This window comes from Nguyenibacter vanlangensis (genome assembly GCF_013376155.1).
Classification (GTDB): domain Bacteria; phylum Pseudomonadota; class Alphaproteobacteria; order Acetobacterales; family Acetobacteraceae; genus Gluconacetobacter; species Gluconacetobacter vanlangensis.
Genome location: NZ_JABXXP010000926.1, coordinates 1 through 933 on the forward strand (window position 1 = coordinate 1; position 933 = coordinate 933).

At 69.9% G+C, this 933-nt stretch carries 1 protein-coding gene; it reads right to left on the reverse strand.

The features are described 5' to 3' along the window. Positions 1–773 (reverse strand): ribose-phosphate diphosphokinase (locus HUK84_RS20225; RefSeq protein ID WP_176641797.1); only part of this gene is annotated, 773 nt, incomplete at its 3' end. Between the last annotated feature and the right edge of the window lie 160 nt (positions 774–933).

Sequence of the window (933 nt, forward strand, 5' to 3'; positions counted from 1 at the left end):
GCCCCGTTCTCGCGCGCGGCGCGGGCGGCCCGGACCAGGGTGCCCCCCGTACTGGCCAGGTCGTCGACGATGATGCAGGTCGCATCGCGGACATCGCCGGCGAACAGGTCCCCCGACACGATCCCGGCGCTGCGGTATTTTTCGGCGAAGGCGCGGCCGACGGGCCGTCCGGCCGCGCGTTCCAGCGCCTCGCGCAGCCGTTCGGCGCGCTTGCCCCCGCCCAGGTCGGGCGATATGACGCACAGCCGTTCATCGGCCGTGACGGCCAGGATCGCGGCAACCTGCAAGGGTGCCGCGGTCAGGGCCAAGGTCCGGCAGCGAAACGCATTTTCAAAGGCGGCTTCGTTATGCACGTCCAGCGCCATCACCCGGTCGGCGCCGGCGGCCTCGAACAATGCCGCGACATAGCGCGACGTGACCGGATCGTTCGGTTTCGTCCGCCGGTCCTTGCGCGCATAGCACAGATAGGGCGTCACCGCCGTCACGCGCGCGGCGCCGGCATCCTTGCAGGCGGCGATAAAGAACAGCATCCGGCACAGCCGGTCATTGGCGCTGCCCACGCCCATCCCATGCAGGCTGTGCAGCACATACAGTTCGGCGCCGCACACGCTTTCCAGCACCCGGGCCTTGTGCTCGCCGTCCTCGAAATCGCGTTCCTCATGCCGGCCCAGCGCGATGCCCAGATGCCGCGCGATGTCCCGGCCCAGCGCCTCGGTACCGGTCAGCGCGAACAGGCGGGGCGCCGGTAAGGGCAGGGAAGGACGATCCGTCATCGATTCTCTCCAAGATCTATGCCTTTTCCCTGATCTGCCGGAACAGGGCCTCCACCTTGTCGCGCCGGGCCCGGGCGGTGCCGTAGATCTCCACGCTGGCCGAACCGGCGGCGATGGCCAGCGCCAGCGCGTCGCAGGCCGGCATGCCGCGCGTCAGGCC